At 72.0% G+C, this 21,305-nt stretch carries 15 protein-coding genes; 5 read left to right on the top strand and 10 right to left on the bottom strand.

Features of this window, described 5'->3' with window-relative positions; genetic code table 11:
• Positions 1-289 precede the first annotated feature (289 nt).
• Positions 290-1,402 carry a DNA glycosylase AlkZ-like family protein gene (locus tag WMF17_RS44220; protein ID WP_437646940.1) on the top strand — a complete coding sequence of 371 codons (1,113 nt, stop codon included), beginning with the start codon at positions 290-292 and terminating at the stop codon, positions 1,400-1,402.
• Between the two features lie 48 nt (positions 1,403-1,450).
• Here WMF17_RS44220 and WMF17_RS44215 read toward each other — a convergent pair whose 3' ends face one another.
• The 6 genes from WMF17_RS44215 to WMF17_RS44190 all read right to left on the bottom strand — a co-directional run bounded on the left by WMF17_RS44215 (position 1,451) and on the right by WMF17_RS44190 (position 8,420).
• Positions 1,451-2,461: a UDP-glucuronic acid decarboxylase family protein gene (locus WMF17_RS44215; protein WP_437646938.1), complete on the bottom strand. Its 1,011-nt coding sequence runs from the start codon at positions 2,459-2,461 to the stop codon at positions 1,451-1,453.
• Positions 2,462-2,527: 66 nt separating this feature from the next.
• Complete coding sequence (locus WMF17_RS44210; RefSeq protein ID WP_437646936.1) at positions 2,528-3,733, bottom strand: CgeB family protein; 1,206 nt, start codon at positions 3,731-3,733, stop codon at positions 2,528-2,530.
• Positions 3,724-4,920, bottom strand: a complete 1,197-nt coding sequence (locus WMF17_RS44205; protein ID WP_437646934.1) for a glycosyltransferase family 4 protein — start codon at positions 4,918-4,920, stop codon at positions 3,724-3,726. Before WMF17_RS44205 ends, WMF17_RS44210 begins: the two co-directional genes overlap by 10 nt.
• Entirely contained in the window at positions 4,907-6,199 is a 1,293-nt protein-coding gene (locus tag WMF17_RS44200) for a TIGR04295 family B12-binding domain-containing radical SAM protein (RefSeq protein WP_437646932.1), read from the bottom strand. The genes WMF17_RS44205 and WMF17_RS44200 overlap by 14 nt, the downstream gene beginning before the upstream one ends.
• A complete protein-coding gene (locus WMF17_RS44195; protein ID WP_437646930.1) occupies positions 6,196-7,302 on the bottom strand; it encodes an SDR family NAD(P)-dependent oxidoreductase in 1,107 nt (368 codons plus the stop codon). The genes WMF17_RS44200 and WMF17_RS44195 overlap by 4 nt, the downstream gene beginning before the upstream one ends.
• Positions 7,299-8,420, bottom strand: a complete 1,122-nt coding sequence (locus WMF17_RS44190; RefSeq protein ID WP_437646928.1) for an NAD-dependent epimerase/dehydratase family protein — start codon at positions 8,418-8,420, stop codon at positions 7,299-7,301. Before WMF17_RS44190 ends, WMF17_RS44195 begins: the two co-directional genes overlap by 4 nt.
• Positions 8,421-10,856: 2,436 nt before the next feature.
• Here WMF17_RS44190 and WMF17_RS44185 point away from each other — a divergent pair.
• The 4 genes from WMF17_RS44185 to WMF17_RS44170 all read left to right on the top strand — a co-directional run bounded on the left by WMF17_RS44185 (position 10,857) and on the right by WMF17_RS44170 (position 13,265).
• A complete protein-coding gene (locus WMF17_RS44185) occupies positions 10,857-11,126 on the top strand; it encodes a hypothetical protein (protein WP_437646926.1) in 270 nt (89 codons plus the stop codon).
• Positions 11,127-11,383: 257 nt separating this feature from the next.
• Positions 11,384-11,545, top strand: a complete 162-nt coding sequence (locus WMF17_RS44180; protein WP_437646924.1) for a hypothetical protein — start codon at positions 11,384-11,386, stop codon at positions 11,543-11,545.
• Positions 11,542-11,847, top strand: a complete 306-nt coding sequence (locus tag WMF17_RS44175; protein ID WP_437599569.1) for a hypothetical protein — start codon at positions 11,542-11,544, stop codon at positions 11,845-11,847. Before WMF17_RS44180 ends, WMF17_RS44175 begins: the two co-directional genes overlap by 4 nt.
• Positions 11,848-12,695: 848 nt before the next feature.
• Positions 12,696-13,265: a hypothetical protein gene (locus tag WMF17_RS44170; protein ID WP_437646922.1), complete on the top strand. Its 570-nt coding sequence runs from the start codon at positions 12,696-12,698 to the stop codon at positions 13,263-13,265.
• 233 nt (positions 13,266-13,498) lie between these two features.
• Here WMF17_RS44170 and WMF17_RS44165 read toward each other — a convergent pair whose 3' ends face one another.
• The 4 genes from WMF17_RS44165 to WMF17_RS44150 all read right to left on the bottom strand — a co-directional run bounded on the left by WMF17_RS44165 (position 13,499) and on the right by WMF17_RS44150 (position 21,195).
• Positions 13,499-14,959 carry a hypothetical protein gene (locus tag WMF17_RS44165; RefSeq protein WP_437646920.1) on the bottom strand — a complete coding sequence of 487 codons (1,461 nt, stop codon included), beginning with the start codon at positions 14,957-14,959 and terminating at the stop codon, positions 13,499-13,501.
• 341 nt (positions 14,960-15,300) lie between these two features.
• Positions 15,301-16,401: a hypothetical protein gene (locus tag WMF17_RS44160; protein ID WP_437646918.1), complete on the bottom strand. Its 1,101-nt coding sequence runs from the start codon at positions 16,399-16,401 to the stop codon at positions 15,301-15,303.
• Between the two features lie 74 nt (positions 16,402-16,475).
• Positions 16,476-18,842, bottom strand: coding sequence for a substrate-binding domain-containing protein (locus WMF17_RS44155; RefSeq protein ID WP_437646916.1), 2,367 nt, complete (start codon positions 18,840-18,842; stop codon positions 16,476-16,478).
• A gap of 112 nt (positions 18,843-18,954) precedes the next feature.
• Positions 18,955-21,195, bottom strand: coding sequence for a substrate-binding domain-containing protein (locus tag WMF17_RS44150; RefSeq protein ID WP_437646914.1), 2,241 nt, complete (start codon positions 21,193-21,195; stop codon positions 18,955-18,957).
• Between the last annotated feature and the right edge of the window lie 110 nt (positions 21,196-21,305).

Here is a 21,305-nt window from a genome sequence, read left to right as displayed (position 1 = left end):
GAGCGCATCGTCGACAGGAGACGCCTTGACGCGCACGCAGAGGGCAAAGTCCTCCGTCAGAGGAAACATTCCCAGACAGATCCGAAGTCCATCATGCCCTCGGACTACACCCACGGATTCCGCGAAACAGTGGCAGCTCAGCGCCGGCAGATGTAGAGCAGTGCCCCGCCAGGACGCCGCAATCGCGGCCGTGACAGACGAATCCCGAGCGGGCGCTCCCGCTCTGACAGACGACCGGCAGCTGGCGCTGCTCGCGGCGCCCGCCGCGCGCCGACCTTCCTGAGCCACCATGCCCGCCAATAGAAAAAGCATCGATCTCGACGACCTGCGCCGCTATGCGGTGGCGCGCACGCTGTTCGCGCCCACCACGCTGGGGCGCGCGATCTCGCGCCTGGGTTTCGTGCAGGCCGACCCGATCCGCGCGCCAGCGCGCGCCCAGGACCTGACGCTGCGCCATCGCGTCAGGGACTATTGCGCCGGCGACCTGGAGCGCCGCTATCCGCGGCTGGCGATCGAGGAGGACCGCCTGGTCAACTACGGCTTCCTGCCGCGCGAACACCTGGCGCTGCTGCATCCGCGCATCGCCAGGCGCGCATGGGACGCCGCCACGCGGCGCCGCGCGACCGAGGTGCTGGCCTTCATCCGCGAGCGCGGCCCAACTCATCCGAAGGAGGTGGCGGCCGAGTTCTCGCATCACGGCCGCGTGCAGGGCTACTGGGGCAACACGCTCAATGCCAGCACCCAGCTGCTCGAGGGCATGCACTACCGCGGCATGCTCCGGGTGGTGCGGCGCGACACGGGTACGCGCGTCTACGACGCAGTGTCGCATCCGCCGGCCGACGACAGCCCGGCCGGCCGCGCGCGCCGCGCCGCCACGCTGGTGGAGCTTGTGATGCGCAAGTACGCGCCGCTGCCGGCGGCCAGCTTCGGCTACCTGGTCAGCCTGCTGGGTCACGGCGCGCCGCAGCTGCGCAGCGAATCGCGCGCGGCGATGCGGCTGGCGCGCGCGCAGCTGGCCAGCGTCGTGATCGACGGCACCACCTGGCTGTGGCCGGCCGACGAGAACCCGGCATCGCGCCGCCATGCGCCGGATGAGGCGGTGCGCCTCCTGGCGCCCTTCGATCCGGTGGTGTGGGACCGCCGCCGCTTCGAGCTGCTGTGGGGCTGGGCCTATCGCTTCGAGGCCTATGTGCCGGCACCCAAGCGCAAGCTGGGCTACTACGCGCTGCCGCTGCTGTGGGGCGAAAAGGTGATCGGCTGGGCCAACCTGAGCGCACGCGACGGCGTCGAGCGGGCCGAGCTCGGCTATGTGTCCGGCCGCGCGCCGCGCGATGCGGCGTTCCGCCGCGAGCTGGCGGCCGAGCTCGAACGCATGCACGCCTTCCTGGGCCACGACACCTGAAGCGAAGTGCCCCGGCACAAAGTCGGGCCGTGGTCGGCGGTCGACTCCTCAGCTCGCCAGCGCCGGCTCCCCCCGCCGCGGGCACTCCCCCGCCCCCAGGAGCGCCGCCCGGAAGCTCTGGATCGTCGCGTAGAGCCCCTGCCGGAGCGCCACCCGCGGCTCGAACCCCAAGCTTCGCCGGGCCAGCTCGATCGCCGGCCGCCGCTGCCTCGGATCGTCCTCCGGGAGCGGGCGGTACACGATCCGGCTCGCGCTCCCCGTGAGCCGCACGATCTCCTGCGCCAGCTCGAGCACCGTCACCTCCACCGGATTGCCCAGGTTGACAGGCCCCACCTCCACCGGGTGCTCCATCAGCCGCACACACCCCTCGACCAGATCGTCGACATAACAGAAGCTCCGCGTCTGCGACCCGCTCCCGTAGACCGTCAGCTCCTCTCCCCGGAGCGCCTGGACGATGAAGTTGCTCACCGCGCGCCCGTCGTCGAGCGCCATCCGGGGACCGTACGTGTTGAAGATCCGCGCGATCCGCCCCGACGCCCGCCCCTGACGGTGGAAGTCCATCACCAGCGACTCGGCGCAACGCTTGCCCTCGTCGTAACAGGCGCGCACCCCGATCGGGTTCACCCGCCCGAGGTAGCCCTCCGGCTGCGGGTGCACCTCCGGGTCGCCGTACACCTCGCTCGTCGACGCCTGCAAGAGCCGCGCGCCGTGCCGCTCGGCGCACGAGAGCGCGTTCAGCGTGCCCACCACGTTCGTGATCGTGGTGCGCACCGGATCGCATTGATAGCGCGCGGGGCTCGCCGGCGACGCCAGGTTGTAGACCCTGTCGATCTCGTAATCGAAGGGCTGCGCCACGTCGCGCTCGACGAGCCAGAAACGCCTGCTGCGCATCAGGTGGGCCACGTTGGCCGGCGAGCCCGTCGAGAAGTCGTCGAGCGCGATGACCTCATGGCCGTCCGCGAGGAGCCGCTCGCACAGGTGCGAGCCGACGAAGCCGGCGCCCCCCGTCACAAGGATGCGCATGCTCCTCCCCACCGATCTCCCGTTCGCATCCACCATCGGAACACCTCCGTTGTCGCAACCCCGCCCCTCGCGGAGCGCCGAGACCCCCGCCCGCGCCGCGCCTCACGCGGGCGGGCTCCGGTGATGCGCCGGGTCGCAGCGGCGAACCCCGGACGCCGCCCCGCTCCGCTCCAGCTCGTCCTCCTCCTCCTCGTCGCCGGCGAGCCGGTAGAACGGCCGCAAGAGCAGCTCGTCGACGAGGTCGAGCAGGGTGTCCGCGCGGTGCGCGCACGTGTGGCGCGAAAGCACCGTCCGGCGCCCGTGCTCGGCGACGCCGCGCGCGAAATCGGCGTCCGCGAGGAGCGCGCGGAGGTGCTCCGTCATCTCCGCGCCGGTGCGCGCGACGAGGTAGTCGCGGCCGGGCGAGAAGAGGCGCTCGGCGTCGGTCCACGGCGCGCTCACGAGCGGGATCCCGCACGCGAGCGCCTCGAACGGCCGGATCGTGGGGATGCCCGGGAGCAGCGCGGCGTACGGCCGCCGCGGGACGTGCACCGTGACGCGCGCGCGCGCGAAGGCGTCGGGGACCCGGTGGTTGGGGAGCCAGCCGGCGTGCTCGATGCCGGCGTCCGCGAGCGCCGCGAGCGCGTGCTCGGGATAACCCACCCCGTGCACGCGCGCGCGCAGCCCGAGCGCCTTCACGGGCCCGATCAGGAACTCGCGGAGCTCCGCCGCCCGCTCGCCGTCCCCCCAGTTGCCGATCCACACGAGATCGCGCTCCTTCTCGACCCCCGGCAGCGGCCGGAAGACGCGCGCGTCGGCGGCCTCGTGCCACACCACGGCGCGCCGGGCGACGCCGCGGCGCAGGTAGAGATCGCAAAGGCTCTTTCCGAAGCCGAGCACGCAGTCGTACCCCGAGAGATCGCGCCGCACGATCGCGGCCGGATCGGTGAGCAGGCGGTGGTGCGTGTCGTGGAAGAACAGCCGATACCGATCCGCGCGCGCGCGGTGCTCGCCGAGGCGCCGCACGAGCTCGGGGTCGCTCCGCTCGTGGACGAGCACGGCGTCGACGCCCGCGAGCGCGGCGTCGAGGTCCAGCGTGGAGAGCGCATAGCGGCGCGGGCAGAGGCGGGGGTACACGGCGGCGGCCTCGCGCAGCGCGGCTGGGCCGCGGGCGGCCACGAGGCGCTCGGCGCTGAAGGCGTCCGCCGGCTCGAAGGCGAGGACGTCGTGGCCGCGCGCGTCGAGCTCCGCCGCGATCCCGCGGAGGAAGTGCGCGTGCCCGTGGTCCCAGTCGGAGAGCAGGGAGTGGCAAAAGAGCGCTATTCGCATGGTGTCCCGCGGGGCGTGGGCGTCGAGGGAAGGCAGACCTCGGAGGCGGCCGGCCGCCGGGCCGCGAGCGCGACGGCGTAGACCTCGAGGTAGCGGCGGGCCATCGCGCGCGGGCTGAAGCGCACCGCGCGCCGGCGGGCGAGCGCGCCGAGCGCCTCGCGGCGCGCGACGTCCCGGACGAGGTGCGCGAGCGCGCCGAGGAGCGCGCCCGGATCGTCCGCGGGGACGTAGACGGCGGCGTCGCCCCAGACCTCGCGCAGGCTGGGCAGGTCGCCGAGCACGAGCGCGCAGCCGGAGAGGCCCGCCTCGAGGACCGACATGCCGAACGGCGCGTACCGCGCCGGGAAGGCGTAGATCGCGGCGCGCCCCATCCACCACGCGAGCTCGCCTTCGCTCATCCAGCCGAGCGAGCAGAGGCTCTCCCCGGCGCGGCGGCCGACGCCGCCCGACGCGACGTCGCTCCCGGCCACGAGCACGGGCCACGGGAGGTGGGGCGCGACCTTCTCGAGGGCCGCGAGGTTCTTGGCCTCGTCCCAGAGCCGGCCGGCCGCGAAGACGAACCGCTCCTTCGCCCCCGGCAGGAACCGCCGCCTGTCGCGCGCGTGCGGGATGACGTGGCCGCGCCCGAGGCCGAGCGCGCCGTACTCGCCCGCGAGGGCGCTCAGCATGGACGCGCTCGGCGCGACGACGGCCTCGGCGGCGCGGAGCCCCTCCGCGACCCGCGCGCGGTAGCGATCGTAGCGGACCGGCGCCGGCCGGCGGTGGACGGCGCGCCACCACGACAGCAGGCAGGCGTGCCCCACGGCGACGCGGGGCGCCCGGAACGGCAGGGCCGCGTGGCAGTACCCGTTCAGGTGGACGAGGTCGGGCCGCGTCCGCTCCTCCAGGTCGAGCAGCCAGTCGCCCGCGGCCGCGACATCGTCCCACGGGTCATCCATCCACTCGAGCCGGTAGGCGCTCTCGACGAGCTCGAGCCCCGGGATCGCGGCCGCGGCCGCGCGCGCCCCGGGCGACAGCGGCCCGCCCATGACCGCGAGCGCCGTGGCCACGCCGGCGCGCGAGAGCGCCGCGGCGAGCTCGAGCGCGTGGGTCCACACGCCGCCCTGCGTGTCGGCCGTCATCAGCACGCGGTCAGGCCGCGGCCGAGGCGCCGCCGCGCCGGAGAGGCCGCCGTCACCGCGCGCCATGCTCGAGCTCCGTGAGCGGCAGCGGCCGGCTGTCCTGCAGTTCGCCGAACGCCCGGTGCTCGGCGACGTAATGGGCGTGCGCACGCTCCCAGGCGCCGTCGTCGGGCGCGCCCCACCGCCGGGCGTACGCCGGAGAGCCGGGGTACGGGAAGCTCGGGACGGGCTCGTTCGCCCACACCCCGAGCCCGAGGAGGCGCTGCCGCCACGCCGCCGCCTCGGCCGGGTCGCCATCGCCCGCGTGGCTCAGGTTCGCCTGCACGAAGGGCACGCTCCGCCGGGCGTGGACGAGCAGCGCGGTGATCTCCTCGGGCGATGCGCTGCACCGCCTGGCGAGCGCGCCCCTCCCCTGGTTCGAGGCGCTCTCGACGCCGGCCTCGATCGAGACGCAGCCCGCGCGGCTGAGGAGATCGAGCATCTCGCGCGACCAGCCGTCGATCCTGAGCTGGACGCCGAACACGACGTCCCGCGCGCAGAGCGCCTCGAGGAGGGCCCTGTCGGGCGGGAACACCTCGTCGATGAAGTAGACGTGGCGGACGCCCTGGGCGAGGAGCGCGTCGAGCTCGTCGAGCACCGTCTCGAGCGGGCGCTTCCGGAGCGTGTCGCGCGCGCTCTCCTTCGCGCAGGAGGCGCCGCGGTGGGGGCAGCCGCGCGAGGTCTCCATCTCGGCGCTCGGCCCCTCGGGCACGGCGTCGAAGCGGTGGTGGTGGTGGACGTGCCGCGCGATCGTCGCGGCGTCCCACCGCAGCGCCGGCAGCGCCCTCGCGCAGGCGGCGTAGGGGCCGCCCTGCACATGATCGATGCCGTTCCTGCGGTAGGCGATCGACGGGATCTGCCAGAAGCGCGATCCGGTCGCGCCCGCGAGCATGACGAGGATCTCCTCGCACTCGCCGAGGACGACGACGTCCACGCCGAGCTTGCGGAGCGCCGCGCGGGGCGTTGTGGAGCCGTGGGGCCCGACCGCGACGAGGAGGCCGCCGTGGCCCCGCAGCGCGGCCGCCGCCGCCATGGGGACGCGCAGCTCGGGCGGCGGGCAGCGCCAGAGGAGGTAGCTCGGCGCCGTGGTGATCGCCGTGATGTCCGGGCGAAACGCGGCGATCTCGGCGCGCACGGCGTCGAGGTCGATCCCGCGCGCCTGGGCGTCGACGAGGGCGGCCTCGTGGCCGGCGCGCTCGAGCAGCGCCTTCGCGTAGCCGAGCTCGAGCGGCAGGTGCGGCTCACGGCAGCCGAGGTAGACGCTGCCGTCGAAGCTCCAGGGCGGGTTGACAAGCGCGACCTTCACGAGGCGACCCCCAGCCGCCGGTCCAGGCGGCCCAGCCGGGCGGACGCGGGCGCGTCCGCGTAGACGGCCCCGAGGCGCTCCTCGACCCCGAGGCGCCATTGATAGAGCGCGCGCAGCCCGTCGCGGAGGGCGACGCGCGGCACCCAGCCGGTGAGCGCCTGGAAGGCGCGGCAGTCGGAGACGTAGTACGGCGGGTCGCCCGGCCGCCGCGCGGCGAGCGAGACGGCGGGGCGGCGCCCCTCGACGTCGAGCTCGGCGATGAGGTCGAGCAGCTCGACGAGGCTCACCGCCCGCTCCGGGCCGCCCCCGAGGTTGAAGGCGCAGCCCGACGCGGGCTTGAGCTCGCGCCGCGCGAGCAGCAAGGCGTCGACGAGATCCTCGATGAACAGCGCGTCGCGGACCTGCAGCCCGTCGCCGTGGAGGGTGATCGGATCGCGGCGGATGGCGCGCCCGACGAAGTGGGCGATCCACCCCTGGTCCTCGCTGCCGAACTGCCGGGGGCCGTAGATGCAGCTCATCCGGAGCACCGCGGCGTCGAGGCCGAAGGTGCGGGCGTAATCGAGGACGTACTGGTCGGCGGCGCCCTTGGAGCACGCGTGAGGGCTCTGGAAATCGAGCGGCTGCGCCTCGGAGATGCCGTGGTCGCGCGCGCGCTCGCAGAGGGGTCGCACCCGGTCCTCGTGCCGCTCGAGCGCGAGGTGGGGCAGCGCGCCGTAGACCTTGCTCGTCGAGGCGAAGAGGAGCGGCGGCGGGCGGTCGAGCCGCCGGAGCGCCTCGAGCACGTTGAGCGTGCCGCGCGCGTTCACCTCGAAGTCGAGCGCCGGGTCCGAGACGCTCCGCGTGACGGCGACCTGCGCGGCGAGGTGAAAGACGAACGAGGCGCGCCGCACGGCGTCGCTCACGGCCTGCGCGTCGCGGATGTCGCACAGGAGGATCTCCACGCCGGCGCCGTGGCGCTGCCGGAGGAGCTCGACGTTCCGCTCGACGAACGCGCGCGAGAGGTTGTCGAGGACGAGGACCGGCTCCCCCTCGCGGAGGAGGCGATCGGCGAGGCTCGATCCGATGAAGCCGGCCCCGCCGGTGATGAGGACGGGCGGCGTCACAGCGAGAGCCCCCTCGCCTCGAGCTCGGCGCGCGCCTGGGCGGCGCCGTCGCGCGCCGTCTGCCCGTCGATCCAGCCGGCGAGCTCGAGGAGCCCGCGCTCGAACGGGACGGACGGCGTGAACCCGAGGACGCGCCGCGCCTCGCGGGTGTCGGCGAAGCAGTGCCGGACGTCCCCCACGCGGCACCGGCCGGTGATCTCGGGCTCGATCTCGGGCTTGCCGAGCGCCTTGCAGAGCGCCTCGGCGACGTCGCGGATCGAGCGCGGGCGGCCGGTGCCGATGTTGAGCACCTTGCCGGCGGCGGCGGTGTCCTCGGCGAGCGCCTTGACGCAGGCCTCGGCGACGTCGTGCACGCTCACGAAGTCGCGCTGCTGGAGCCCGTCCTCGAAGACGAGCGGAGGACGGTTGTTGAGCAGGCGCGCGGCGAAGATGGCGAGCGCGCCCGTGTAGGGGTTGGAGAGCGCCTGGCGCGGGCCGTACACGTTGAAGAGGCGGAGCGCGACGGCGGGGATGCCGTAGGCGCGACCGGCGATGAAGCAGAGCCGCTCTTGATCGTACTTGGACAGCGCGTAGACGGAGTCGAGGGCAGGTATCTTGTCCTCGGGCGTCGGCACGGGGACGAGCGCCTCGCCGTCCGCGGCGCAGACCTCGAAGGCGCCGCGCTTCAGCTGCTCGACGGGCCGGCTCCGCGGGGCGACGAGCTCGCCGCTCTGCCGGCGGTAGAGGCCTTCTCCGTAGACGCTCATGCTGGAGGCGATCACGAGCCTTCGCACGGGCTGCTCGGCGAGGGCCTCGGTGAGCACGGCGGTGCCGACGGCGTTGACGGACGTGTACCGCTCGACGCGGTACATGCTCTGTCCGACGCCCACCGCGGCGGCGAGGTGGACGACCGCGTCGACGCCCCGGAGGGCGCGCCTCACGGCGTCGCGGTCGCGGACATCGCCGACCAGGAGCTCGACGGCCGGGTCGAGGTGGGCCGGTCGGCGCCGGTCGGGGCCGTGGACCTGGGGTACGAGGTTGTCGAGGGCGCGGACGCGGTGCCCTGCGCGCAGGAGCTCGTCGGCGAGGTGGGAGCCGATGAATCCGGCGCCCCCCGTGATCAGGACATGGTCAGGCATATCATGCTCCGTTCCGGTCTGGACGAGCAGCGGGCGGCGCGAGAGAGCACCTCGCGAGCGGGCGGCGCAGGACGGCGCGGCGGACAGAGCGTCCGCGCGCCGCGCGATGTTCCCCCCGGCTCCGCGCCTCGCTGCGCTGGAGTCTCCGAGGGGCACCGATTAACATGCGGTCTTGAGGCTCGCAATCCGATCCAAGGAGCTTTGTCCCACGGTAGGTATCTGACCTGGCGCGGGCCTTAGAGAGGGTACGGAGGCGCCGGACGCTGGCGTGGATTCATGGGTGGCAAAGGGGGGATGGCGGCGAGGAGCGGCCGTGGACAGGAGGGGGCGGGGAGCGGGGGGCTCGGAGTGGGGCGGAATGTGGGATTCTGCGGCGCCGCGGCGCGGGGAGTGGCGCCGAGTTGCCTGGCCGGAGGAGAGCCTGTTCGTCGCTCGGCGCGGGGAGCGAAATGACACGATCGGGCGGATTTGCGCGGGTTTCGAGGGGCCCGAGGCCGACGTCAACACGGCGATCGCGGGCGCTGACCCCGCGATCCCTGGTCGGCCGGACGATTCGGTGACGCTTTCGGCGGTGCCCTCGGCGGCCGTGACGGACGCGCCATGGGGCACGACCATGCCACCGGCGAGCCCGCGCCAGGCGCTCGTCGCCACCCTGACACAGACGATCGCCGCTGCTCATTGTGCGGGCGACTTTGCCACCGCGCAGATCGCCGCTCGTACCCATGCGCCCCGCCGGCAGGGTGCCCGCCGTGGAGCTCTCCGTGGAGCCCCGTACCCTCGCGTCACCCGCTGCGCCCGCTTCCGGTGGTCTCGTTCACGCCGAGCCCGACCACGGCCCACTCTTGCTGAAATTTATTAGGTCGCACGCAGGTCACACAAAAGAAAGAAGACACGGTTCTCACTGTGTCTTTATTAGTGGAGGCGCCGGGAATCGAACCCGGAGACGAATCTGAGGGGCGGATGCGCGAAAGACACGGCAGACGCCGCGTCGGACGCATCGGAACGGTGTCAGAGGCCATCGAGGGCTCAGTTTCTCTCGCATATCCGAGTGCCCTCTCGTGGAGCCCCGTGCCCTGACGTCGGGGCACACGGAGGTCACACGGTGTGACGATTCCGGGTCGATGCTCGTAAGCGCGGGGTAGGAGGGCTCGCGAGGCCCGGGCAGGTCGTGCTCGGTCAGCTGGTGGACGACGACGGCGCTGCGCTCGCTGGCATGCGCCCCGGCCCACCCATGCGACCCGCCGCGCTCGGCACGCCGATGCAGGGACAGCGAGGACGCAATGTGGCCCATGTTACCGTTGACGCGGCCCTCCGGTGGGAGGAGCATCCGGAATCAGGGGAAGGCATGGGGCAGGGGCTGAGGGGGAGGGCGAGCGCGCTCGTGCTGTGCGGCTGTGCCTGTGCGCTCGTCAGTGTTCCGGCGCCGGCACAAGCACTCGAGTTCAGCGGCGATGTGAGCGTGGGCGGGATCCAGGTCGGGATCGAGCCCAGGCTTGCGGTGAGTCCCTTCGCCGGGTGGCTCTGGCGCAGCGAGGGGGACTTCCGGCTCGAAGTCCACAACATGCTCAGCATCGTTCCAGGGGCAGGCGTAGGGGTCTACGATCGAACGGCCGTCACTCTTGGGTACGCCACGAAGACAACCACCGTCAGCCTCGGGCCGTCCCTGGCGATCTACTCGATGTCGGTGTGTGGTGCCGTGATCTGTGACCGCGTGGTGGGGGGTTGCTCCAGGCGGCCGCGCCCAGTCCGACTGGTACTTCGCCGGGCCCTTGGGCGTATCCACCAGCGCCCATGTGGACTGGGCTGGCGGCAGTAGTCGAGTTCTTCCTGGAAGTCTGGTCGTCATGGTGACCACTGGGCCCATTTGGAAACTTGAGGCAAAGTCGAGATGAACAGGATATTTGCTGTTCTGTGCTTCGGTCTCACGGCGTGCAATTACGATGTAGGTGAGTGCTATGTCCGGGGTGAGGGAAACGAAGGTGCCGGCGGCAGCATCATCACGCCGACAGGAGGGGTCGGAGGCTTCGGGTGGTATGTGCCACTGGAGCCGCAAGATCACACGGGCTTCGATGCGGATCCGTGCTCCCAAACCGTGGAGTGCACGGTAACGTGGAAGGCGGGGTCGGCTGTCTGCAGTAACCAGGGCGCGTCGGATAGCTGCACAACGCGGTACCAGGGCGAGCACGCGAGTTTGGACGAAGCCAAGGATCGATGTGAGGAAGCCTCTGGGGTTCGCAATGGCTCCGGTGCGCAGTCGTGCGACTCGTGCCGGTGGGCGACAAGCTCGTCCGACTGCAAAGAGGCATGCAAGGAAAAGTGCGATCAACTCTGGGAACGGTGCTCCGACAACTGCCCAAAGGGTGACAGGATCTGTAAGGACGGGTGTATGCAAGAATATTCGAGACGTCTCAAAGATTGTGACAGAAGGCGCAAGTGATGATCGAGCTGACGTTTAAGTTGACCCCGGAAGACGGCGAGCCGCGCGACATCGTGGTTCGCATCCACGAGCCGACCCGAAACCCTCCGGAGAAAAAGTGGCCTTGGGCTGTCACGGTGGACGTAGATGGACGCCCATTTACCACATGCGGGGAGGATCCTCTCGATGCGGTCGAGACCGGAGCCCGGCACGCCGCGATCATGTTACGTGAGTTCCACGGCGATGCGCTCGAGCCGCCGCTCGAGCCGCGAATGAAGGAGGGCCAATGAGCGACTTGCGGACGCGCCGAGTCTACCCATCGCCGGGACCGAGGCGTGCTCGGCTTCATTCCCCTGGGTGCTGCTCGACCATGGGCGGCTCGCTCGGGCTGTAATGTCTTCTCCGGCAGGTTCGTCAACAGCCGCAGTACGGTATCTCCGTCCTCCGTCGGCTTGTCCAGATGCAGCTCGATCCGGCGAAGCTCGAGCGGCGCAGAACCTTTGGTATGTCCTTTTCAGGAGAACCGAGAGAAGTCACCTTGAAAGCGGTGAGCCGGAAGCCCTGGCAGCGCGACCTCCTGCTCGCGGTCGACGACCCCCGCTCGCTCGTCGCGTTCGCCAAGGCCAGCGGCATGCGCCCGGGGACCGCGGCGAGCCGACTCCGCCTCGCCCGTGAGGCGCTGGCCCTCCAGCTCCGGAGGCGCCGATGAACGACCGAGCCAAGCGGAGACGCGCCCGCAGGAAGCTGCCGAGGCCGCCCACCCCGATCCTGACGGACGTCGTGCTGACCGAGGCCGACCTCAGCGCCATCGCCGAGGCGGCTCTGGCGCTCCTCCCGTTCCCCGTCCGGCCGTGGAACCGCGAGCGCCTGTGGAGCGCCGTGCTCGATGCTCAGCTCTACGCGAAGACGCAAGACGACCGCCAGCTCGTCGCCGAGGCGCGCGGCGCCTTGCAGGTGCTCGACGCGATCGAGCGGTTCTTCGTGCGTCGCGAGCGCAATGGGACGCGATGAAGCAGCGACAAGGTCCGACCGAAACACGCCGCGGCGCGCTCGCGTAGCGCTGCTGAGCGTGGGCCGCGCCACGACGCACAGGAGCATGAGTTTTCATCATCACAGGGAGCAGGCAACTTGATCGGCGTCCAGGCTGCACCAGCACGCCGTACGCCGCCGGAGACTTCGCCCACAGCGCAAAGTTGCACCGCACCCGGTCCAGCAGAAGCAACGGAGGCGCCGCGTGAAGCCGACATGGCCCCGCGACCCGAGGGCTGTCCCTGCATTCCCCCTCCCGATCCCCTGGTTTCTTGGCGCCCTCTTCGTCATGGCGGTTCGCTTCCCGGCGCGACTCCCCGCAGCAGCGATAGCACTGTTTCATTTCTCGAACGCCGCCGTTCCAGCCCGCTGTCTGGCGTCGCCCACCGTGTCGCCGCATACTCTGGACATGATCCTGGCGCGGTCGCGGGGCGGGTCGGATGCGCCTGTCTCCGGACCTCGGGCTGCGGGTGAAGGGAGACGACGTCGCGAGCGGCACGCGCCTCGCCGAGCTCTGGGACCCACGAGCGAAGTCCAGAGTCCGACCGAAGGCAAGGCCTGTTCTACTGACCGGGTGACTGGGATCAGACTGCCATTTACACTTCAGCCATAGATATCCATCAAAACGACACACTCGCTCAGACGTTGACAGCGTTTCCGCTTTTGAGAATGATGCCTCCGCGCTGGCCGATGAAGCACGGGACGGGCTCTCCACTGCGGAGCCCACAACGCACCTCGCGGCGTGACCAGGATGCACAGATGAACCCCTGCGCTCGACCACGCGCTTGGCCTGGAAACATAACTCATCATAACAACATATTGGCGAACAAATGAAATACATCTCTCACATGAAGCCCATGCGCACCCTGATTTGCAGCCTTGTCGTCGGAGGCATCTCGCTGAGCGCCCCCGCTGAAGCTCAGGCGGTGGAGTTCGGAGTATACGAGGGAGAAACTTGCCCCGCAGGATACACACCGTTGACCATAGCCGACGCCTTCTGGACGTTTGCATTCACCGGCTGCAATGAACTCCCCTATTCAGGAGTCTTTCGTATCGCAGACGGGAACTCGATGGATGGCCCGTGGAACAACTGCCAGCAGAATGCTGAAGATACCCGCGAGCTCGACTACATACTCTGCAAACCCAACTACGAGCTCTTTGACATCGGCGAGACCACCTTTGCGGCAGTGAGAGGCGGAGGTCAGTGCCTGGAAGGCTTCGAGCACGTGGATTTCGCGACCGTCTCCGCCTACTCGGCTGAGATATGCACTCACGTCGGGTACTGGGGGATTGCGAGGATCGCTGGAGGGGGCTCCATTGACGGTCCAGGCTACGGTTGCGGCTTCCGCGCGACCGACTCTCGCGAGCTCGGTGATTCCATCTGCGTGGAGATCGAGTAAATCTCCCGGACCAGAGGCAGCTTGCGCCCTCCAGCGTCGCGACGGACAGGGGCTCCTCAGGCCTGCCTGCCTTCGCAGTACCAGCCAGCGACGAGCTTGGATGATCTCGGGTGATGCGGAGATGGGTCGTTCAGTCCGGACGGCGCCGGTCCGGCGTTCCGATCATCGACAGTGGCTGCGCTGGAGGAGCGTGGACCGGGCCCGGGGAGGCGCGGACGCGAGCCGCCGGGGGCTCAGCTTGCGGTGGGCTGGCCGGTCAGGCGCAGGTAGATGTACGTGTAACCGATGGCGGCGATCGGCCCGGCCACGAGCGTTCCGAAGCAGCAGGCGAGCAAGCCCGCCAGCACGAGCGCGAAGACGAGCAAGGCATAGACGAAGATGCCGCCCTTGTGGCCGGTCGTGATTCGCCAGCTTTCCTTCATCGCGTCGATGGCGCCCAGGTTCTTATCGACGATGCACATGTTCGTCATGCTCAGGCCGAGCGCGAGGATGACGCCAGGGACGAACAGGAAGACCATGCCGACGGCGACGGCCAGGAAGGTCAGGATCTGGGCACCCAGGATGGACAAGAACCACCGCCCGCCGCCGAGGATGTCGTTGAACGAGTACGGCTGTCCACGCGCCACCTTCAGGAGGAGACTGGACAGGCCTCCGGCGAAGTAGCTGCCCACCACGAGGCCAACGAACTGCATCAGGCTCTGGATGCCCGACCCCACGGCGGGCGCGTCGCTCGCGAGCGCCGCCTGGATGCCACCGCCAATGATGTTGGGGAGGTTCGCCGCGAACCCGACGACGGCCACGGCGCCGATGATGACCGCCGGGTCGCGCTTCATGCGCTCCCAGCCGAACGACGCCGCATCTCCCGCTCCCCACGACGTCGTGTCGCCCATGCCAGGGGGCGCACCGTAAGGGCCGCCGCCCGGTGGCGGACCGTAGCCCCCACCGCCAGGAGGCGCGCCGAACGCCCCGCCACCCGGAGGCTGCCCCCAGCCGCCGCCGCCGGGAGGCTGACCCCAGCCGCCACCCCCGGGAGGCGGGCCATACCCCCCGCCGCCAGGAGGCGGGCCGCCAGGGGGTGGGCCATAGCCGCCTCCACCCGGCGGCTGACCGTAACCGCCGCCGCCCGGCGGTTGCCCCGGCGGCTGACCGTAACCGCCGCCGCCCGGGGGCTGCCCCGGCGGCTGGCCGTAACCCCCGCCCGGCTGCCCCGGCGGCTGGCCGTACCCTCCGCCACCCGGCGGCTGCCCCGGCGGCTGGCCGTAACCCCCGCCCGGCTGCCCCGGCGGCTGGCCGTAACCCCCGCCCGGCTGCCCCGGCGGCTGGCCGTAACCTCCGCCCGGCTGCCCCGGCGGCTGGCCGTAACCTCCGCCCGGCTGCCCCGGCGGCTGGCCGTAACCTCCACCACCCGGCGGCTGCCCCGGCGGCAGACCGTACCCTCCGCCACCCGGCGGCTGCCCCGGCGGCTGGCCGTAACCCCCGCCACCCGGCGGCTGCCCCGGCGGCTGGCCGTAACCTCCGCCACCCGGCGGCTGGCCGTACCCTCCGCCACCCGGCGGCTGCCCCGGCGGCTGGCCGTAACCCCCGCCTCCCGGCGGCTGCCCCGGCGGCGGACCGTAGCCGCCGCCACCCGGCGGCTGGCCGTAACCACCGCCGCCCTGACCGCCCCCTGATCCGCCCCAGCCACCTTGGCTCATCTTGTCTCCACCGGGTGTGAATTCCAACTACGCCCAACCCAACCACCGCCACTATACGTGGAGGGAGCCGGCACGGAACAACTAACTTCTCGCAACCGCAACGCGGCGAGCGCACCGAGCGCACCCGCACCGCCGCGCAGGATCGGCCGCCGCAAGCTTCGCCCGCATTGCGACAAGCGCCGTCACGACAGATTGCGCATGGCGACTCTCGATGAACGGCAATCGACCGTTCGAGCTCCATTGCGCGACACGGCCACGAAACGGCACTGCACGAAACGGCGCTCCACGAAACAGGACCGCACGAAACAGGACCGCACGAAATGGAAGCGGATTACCGCGGATTACCTCGGCAGCTCGCCGCCCAGGCAAAGCCCGGCGACGCTGCTCGTGAACGACGTCCCGTCCTCGCGCTGGACCTCGGCGGTGTTGCCCGTGAGCGGCGACAAGAACACCTCCTCGACGACCCCCGCCCCCTTCTTCGCCGTCACGAAGCGGCCAACGAGAGACCCCGGCGACACGGCCTCGACCGGCACCCCCGGCGCGATCGCCTGCTCCTCGGGCAGCTCCGCGCGCCGGAACCCCCCGAACCGCACCGCCAACCCGCCATCCGTTTCTGATGCAATCTTCCCGACACACGGCCCCACCGGCGTGCTGACGACGACGTAGCGCACGGTGGCGTCGATCGGCAGCCGCCGCGATTCGCCCACAAGGACGGCGGCGATGGTGAGGACGAACGCGGCGACCGGGACGACCAGCGCGGTCGCCACGACCGCCGCGGCGGCGCCGGACGTCGCCCGGCCGAACGAGGCGAGCTCGGCGCTCACGGCCTGCTCGAACGATTGCAAGATCACGACCTGTCGCGCGCGCACGCGCTCGAGGACGGCCGGCGCGACGAGGTTGTCGGCGGCGCAGAAGCCGCAGCGCGCGATCGCGCCGTCGCCCCCGCCGAGCGGCGCGCCGCACACGTGGCACGCCGCCGGCTCGCCCGGGACCGCCGGCGGACGCGCCGCGCACGCCTCCTCGATCCGCCGCTGCCTGCGGCGCACGAGCACGAGCACGGCCGCGCCCGCCCCGACCGTGCCGAGCCACGACGCCACCACCATGCCGCCGGTCACAAGGTTCCCCTCGGTGTCGGGGCTGACCCAGAGCCCCAGCAGGAGGAGCGCCGCAAACGCCGTGATCGGCACCGACGCGAGCGCGAACACCACGAGGAGCCGCGCGTGCCGTTGCGACGCCGTGACAAGCATCCGGCGCAGCGCGTCCGAGAGCTGGCGCCGGCGAACATCGGTCTGGAAGACGACCTGCGCCGCGGCGTGCAGGCCCTGCGCCGCCTCCCCGGGCGGCGGGCCGCGGTAGGGGCACGCGGCGCACGCCATGAGATCCGGGCTGGCGAGCGATACAGGCGCAGGTCGCCCGCAGCGCGGGCAGTGCACGGCGAGCATCGACCGATTCTACGCCAGCCGCGTCGCGGCACGTCAAGGCGCCTCGCCGCGCGGTGGTGCCTGATTGGCCCCCCCTACCGCGCGCGCCGCTTCGCCTTGCGCGCCCGCCCGCCCGCCGGCCCGAGCTCGCGGAGCGCCGCCGACAGCGACGAGAACGTGGCCAGAACGCCGAGGTCGACGCCGACGAGGCTCATCGCGATCTCGGGGCGCACGCCGACCAGATAGACCCGCGCCCCGAGCAGCGCGGCCGCCCGGCTCGTCATGCCCAGCGTATCCGCGACCCGGGCGTCCACGAACGGGACGCCCGTCAGGTCGAGCAGCACGCAGAACGCCCTGTGTCGGCTCACCCCCTCGGACACCTTCTCGAGCACCTGCCGCGCGCGGTCGCCGTCGATCATCCCGACCAGCGGCACGAGCAGCACGCCGGGCAGCAGCGGGATGAGCGGACAGCCAAGCTCCCGCACCGTCTCCGACAGCGCGCGCTCGATCCCGTACGCCTTCTGCAGATCCGCGTGCCGCGCCGACAGCGATTCGAGCAGCGCGTCGCGCTCCAGCGCCGCGCCGAGCAGCGTCCCCCAGATCGCCACCGTGCCCTCGTCCCCGGCCATGTCGACGGGGGTCGGGCCGATGAGCACAAGGATCCCCCAGTCGCGCCGGGCGGAGCGTATCGGCAGCAGCATCACCATGTGCGTGCCGTCGTTGGCCGACGGCGGCAGCATCTCCGCCGGCGGAAACGCCTCCAGCCGACAGCGGCTGCCGATCGGCGGGGTCGGGCTGCCGTCGCGGCTGTAGGCGCCGGCGACGACGAGGTCCGTGCGCGCCGCCGGGTCCTCCCACAGGGCGAGGCAGCTCCAGACCGCCGTGGTCGTCTCGAGCCACGAGAGCGATCGCGACGCCTGCTGGGTGCCGCCGAGCAGGGCAAAGCTCACGTCGTGGTTGGTCCTCGCGAGCACCCCGAGCTGCTGGACGTACTGCGTCTCGGCCTCGATCCGGGCCCGCGCGATCGCGAGGCGCGCGAGCTCCAGGAACGCCTCCACCCGCCGCCTGGCCGCGGCGTCCAGGGGCGCGCCGCGCCGCTCGTGGAGCTGGCCCAGCAGGCGGACCGCCGCCAGCAAGGTGCCCACATCGGTCGTGATGCCGACCGCCTGCCGGCAGGCACACGCGAGCTCGACCGCCGAGGGCAGCGCGGCGCCACGGAGCGCCGCGAAATAGCCGTCGATCACCGACGTGACCGCCGGCCACACGTCGGTGGGCGGGGTGTCGGGCGGGAGCGACCGGGGCAGGAGCAAGAGCTCGACCATCCGCCGGGCGAGGACGCCGGCGTCCTCCTCGGGCGCCCCGTCCTCCGTGTCGAGGAAGTCCTGGACCGTGTTGCACCCGCACGAGCTCCGCACGACGAGCACGTTCGCCGTGTGCACGCTCGCCGGCGGGGAGCGCTCGCCGTCGATCATCGACGCGATGAGATCGCACGCGGCGCTCCCCATCATCTCGAACCGCTGGCGCACGGTGGTCAGCGGCGGATCGACGCCCTCCGCCTCCACGATGTCGTCGAAGCCGACGAGGGCGAGATCCTCGGGGACGCGGACGCCCGCCGCCTTCAGCAGGGGCATCATCCCGAGCGCGTTCTTGTCGGTCCCGAAGACCGCCGCCGTGCACGCGGGCAGCCGCGCGAGGAGCGCCGGCGCGGCGCCCTGACCGCCGCTGTACCAGTTGTTGTCGCTCCGGATGACCAGCTCCGGATCGAACGCGATCCCCGCCTCGGCGAGCGTATCCTTGTAGGACGCGAAGCGCTCGCGCACGTCGTACGCGTCGAAGTGGCCGACGAACGCGATGCGCCGGTGTCCGTGCTCGATCAGGTGGCGCACCGCGCTCCGCATGCCGCTGCGGTTGTCCGGGAGCACGGCCGGGCAGTCGACCTCGGCGGCGCGGGTGCCGACCGTGATGAGCGGGACCCCCGCGCGCGCGAGCGCCTCGATGCCGTGCAGCTCGATCAGGACCATCCACCCGTCCACCTGCTCCCCGGCGAGCGACGGCGCATGGACCTCGAACGGCGTGCCGCGCAGCACCAGCGTGCGGAACCCGCGCTGCTGGGCCGACGCATGGATGCCCTGCAGGACAGGGCTCCAGAACGTGCCGTCGAGGAAGGGGGAGATGACGCCGACCGTGCGCGGGCGGTCCGCCGCGCCGGCCGCCGTGCCGTGGAGCGGCGGGGCGCCGGTGCGCCGCGTCGGAGGCAGCGAGGAGCCGGCCCCTCGTCCCGGGCCCTCCTCCGGCCCCGGGGCGTCGCTGCGCCGCGCCGGCGGGAGCGACGAGCCCGGCCCCGGGGCGTCGCTGCGCCGCGCCGGCGGGAGCGACGAGCCGGTCCCTCGTCCCTGGGCGCCGGGACGCTCGCCCCACTGCTCCGGCACCACGATGCCGCTGTCCCGGCCCCCCTGACCCATCCTCGCGCTCCCTCCCGGACGGGCTTGCCCACGTCCAGCCGAGCCCCCTCGTCCGGAGGCCAGATCGATCCCTAGCCGATCTCGGGAGCGCGGTGTGGAACGCGAAGAGGCCCTACCGCGCGCCCCGCTTCGCCTTGCGCGCGCGCCCGCCCGCCGGCCCGAGCTCGCGGAGCGCCGCCGACAGCGACGAGAACGTGGCCAGCGCGCCGAGGTCGACGCCGACGAGGCTCATCGCGATGTCGGGACGCACACCGACCAGATAGACCCGCGCCCCGAGCAGCGCGGCCGCCCGGCTGATCATCCCCAGGGTGTGGGCGACCTGGGCATCCACGAACGGGACGCCCGTCAGGTCGAGCAGCACGCAGAACGCCCTGTGTCGGCTCACCCCCCCGGACACCTTCTCGAGCACCTGCTGGGCGCGGTCGCCGTCGATCATCCCGACCAGCGGCACGAGCAGCACGCCGGGCAGCAGCGGGATGACCGGACAGCCCAGCTCCCGCACCGTCTCCGACAGCGCGCGCTCGATCCCGTACGCCTTCTGCAGATCCGCGTGCCGCGCCGACAGCGATTCAAGCAGCGCGTCCCGCTCCAGCGCCGCGCCGAGCAGCGTCCCCCAGATCGCCACCGTGCCCTCGTCCCCGGTCATCGCGACGATGGTCGAGCCGACGAGCGCCAGGATCCCCCAGTCGCGCCGGGCGGAGCGTATCGGCAGCAGCATCACCATGTGCGTGCCGTCGTTGGCCGACGGCGGCAGCATCTCCGCCGGCGGAAACGCCTCCAGCCGACAGCGGCTGCCGTCCGGGGGGACCGGGCTGCCGTCGCGGCTGTAGGCGCCGGCGACGACGAGGTCCGTGCGCGCCGCCGGGTCCTCCCACAGGGCGAGGCAGCCCCAGACCACCGTGGTCGTCTCGAGCCACGAGAGCGACCTGTATTCCTGCTCGGTGCCGCCGAGCAGGGCAAAGCTCACCTCGTAATTGGTCCTCGCGAGCACCCCGAGCTGGTGGAGATACCGGGTCTCGGCCTCGAGCCGGGCCCGCGCGATCGCGAGGCGCGCGAGCTCCAGGAAGTCGTCCACCCGCCGCCTGGCCGCGGCGTCCAGGGTCGCGCCGCGCCGCTCGGGGAGCTGGCCCAGCAGCCGCGCCGTCGCCAGCAGCGCCCCCACATCGGGCGTGATGTCGACGGCCTGCCGATAGGCCCGCTCGAGCTCGGCGGCCGGCGCCGGCGCCGCGCCGCGGAGCACCGAGAAATACATGTCGACAACCCGCGTGACCGCCGGCCATACCGCCGTTGGCGGCAGCTCGGGCGGGAGCGGCCGGGGCAGCATCAGCAGCTCGACCATCTGCCGGGCCACGACCCTGCCGGCGTCCTCCTCGGGCGCCGCGTCCTCCGCGTCGAGGAAGTTCTGGATCACATTGCATCCGCACGAGCTCCGCAGGATCAGCGCGTTCGCCGTGCGCACGCCCTCGGCCGGGAAGGGCTCGCCGTCGATCATCGACGCCATGAGATCGCACGCGGCGCTCCCCATCATCTCGAACCGCTGGCGCACGGTGGTCAGCGGCGGGTCGGCGCTCTGCGCCTCCACGACGTCGTCGAAGCCGATGATCGCCAGATCCTCGGGGATGCGGACGCCGGCCGCCTTGAGCTCGGACATCATCCCGAGCGCGTTCTTGTCGGTCCCGAAGACCGCCGCCGTGCACGCGGGCAGCTGCGCGAGGAGCGCCGGCGCGGCGGCGCGGCCTCCGCTGTACATGTTGTTATCGCACGGGATGACCAGATCGGGATCCAGGGGGATCCCCGCCTCGGCGAGCGTGTCCTTGTAGGCGTCGCGGCGCTCGCGCACGTCGTACGCGTCGAAGCTGCCGACGAACGCGATGCGCCGGTGCCCGTGCTCGATCAGGTGGAGCACCGCGCTCCGGACGCCGCCGTGGTTGTCCGGGAGCACGGCAGGACAGGTGATGTCGGCGGGGCGGGCGCCGAGGGTGATGAACGGGACCCCCGCGCGCGCGAGCGCCTCGAGGCCCCCGTACTCGATGATGACGATCCACCCGTCCACCTGCTCCCTGGCGAGCGAGGGCGCCTGGACCTCGGACGGCGTGCCGCGCAGCACCAGCGTGCGATGGCCGCGCTGCTGGGCCGACGCATGAATGCCTATCATGACAGGGCCCCAGAACGCGCCGGAGAGGAAGGGGGCGACGACGCCGATGGTGCGGGGGCTGGCCGCTCCGCGCTGGATCTCGGCCTGGCGCGCCTCGGGGCCGGCGGCCTTTCCCCTGGCCTGCCGCCCCGCGGCGCCGGGCAGCTCGCCCCACTGCTCCGGCAACGGCACCCCCCTGCCCTGGCGACCCTGACCCATTTCCGACGGCCTCCTGCTCCACGACCTGGTCGCCCTTCCCAAGACTTCTGTGGGCCCCCCCAAGGGTACACGCTGCACCGGCCCCCCGGGCGAGAACTCTGGCGTTCTGC

Source organism: Sorangium sp. So ce362 (genome assembly GCF_051519845.1).
Classification (GTDB): domain Bacteria; phylum Myxococcota_A; class Polyangia; order Polyangiales; family Polyangiaceae; genus Sorangium.
Note: the sequence above shows the minus strand (reverse complement) of the source record. Positions and strands in the feature narration are given on the sequence as shown.

Excerpts from the sequence above, each read along its gene's own strand:
- WMF17_RS44220 (WP_437646940.1), top strand. The coding sequence starts at position 290 with ATGCCCGCCAATAGAAAAAGCATCGATCTCGACGACCTGCGCCGCTAT.
- WMF17_RS44215 (WP_437646938.1), bottom strand. The coding sequence starts at position 2,461 with ATGGTGGATGCGAACGGGAGATCGGTGGGGAGGAGCATGCGCATCCTT.
- WMF17_RS44210 (WP_437646936.1), bottom strand. The coding sequence starts at position 3,733 with ATGCGAATAGCGCTCTTTTGCCACTCCCTGCTCTCCGACTGGGACCAC.
- WMF17_RS44205 (WP_437646934.1), bottom strand. The coding sequence starts at position 4,920 with ATGGCGCGCGGTGACGGCGGCCTCTCCGGCGCGGCGGCGCCTCGGCCG.
- WMF17_RS44190 (WP_437646928.1), bottom strand. The coding sequence starts at position 8,420 with ATGCCTGACCATGTCCTGATCACGGGGGGCGCCGGATTCATCGGCTCC.
- WMF17_RS44185 (WP_437646926.1), top strand. The coding sequence starts at position 10,857 with ATGATCGAGCTGACGTTTAAGTTGACCCCGGAAGACGGCGAGCCGCGC.
- WMF17_RS44175 (WP_437599569.1), top strand. The coding sequence starts at position 11,542 with ATGAACGACCGAGCCAAGCGGAGACGCGCCCGCAGGAAGCTGCCGAGG.
- WMF17_RS44170 (WP_437646922.1), top strand. The coding sequence starts at position 12,696 with ATGAAATACATCTCTCACATGAAGCCCATGCGCACCCTGATTTGCAGC.
- WMF17_RS44165 (WP_437646920.1), bottom strand. The coding sequence starts at position 14,959 with ATGAGCCAAGGTGGCTGGGGCGGATCAGGGGGCGGTCAGGGCGGCGGT.
- WMF17_RS44160 (WP_437646918.1), bottom strand. The coding sequence starts at position 16,401 with ATGCTCGCCGTGCACTGCCCGCGCTGCGGGCGACCTGCGCCTGTATCG.
- WMF17_RS44155 (WP_437646916.1), bottom strand. The coding sequence starts at position 18,842 with ATGGGTCAGGGGGGCCGGGACAGCGGCATCGTGGTGCCGGAGCAGTGG.
- WMF17_RS44150 (WP_437646914.1), bottom strand. The coding sequence starts at position 21,195 with ATGGGTCAGGGTCGCCAGGGCAGGGGGGTGCCGTTGCCGGAGCAGTGG.